The sequence below is a fragment of the Pseudomonas sp. AC083 genome, from assembly GCF_979253165.1.
The window spans coordinates 1-233 of sequence record NZ_CEEDDH010000368.1 but is presented as its reverse complement, the minus strand read 5'-3'; the positions used below and the strand labels follow the sequence as shown (position 1 = coordinate 233).

Here is a 233-nt window from a genome sequence, read left to right as displayed (position 1 = left end):
CCAGAGGATTGTGAGCTGGAGGATGAACAATTGCTGTTCTTATCAGATGTCCTGCCAACCGCCTATTGGAGCGTAGAGCACGCAGGTGTGAAAAAAGGCGATACGGTCATCGTGCTAGGCTGCGGACCTGTTGGGTTAATGGCACAGCAATTTGCTTGGCAAAAAGGGGCGGAACGTGTGATAGCCGTCGATTACATCGATTACCGCCTGCGGCATGCAAAACGGATGAGCGG

1 pseudogene is annotated in these 233 nt (G+C 52.8%); it reads left to right on the top strand.

The annotated features are described in order from the left end of the window. A pseudogene (locus AC0IXA_RS28220) lies at nucleotides 1-233 on the top strand (glutathione-dependent formaldehyde dehydrogenase); the annotation flags it as partial.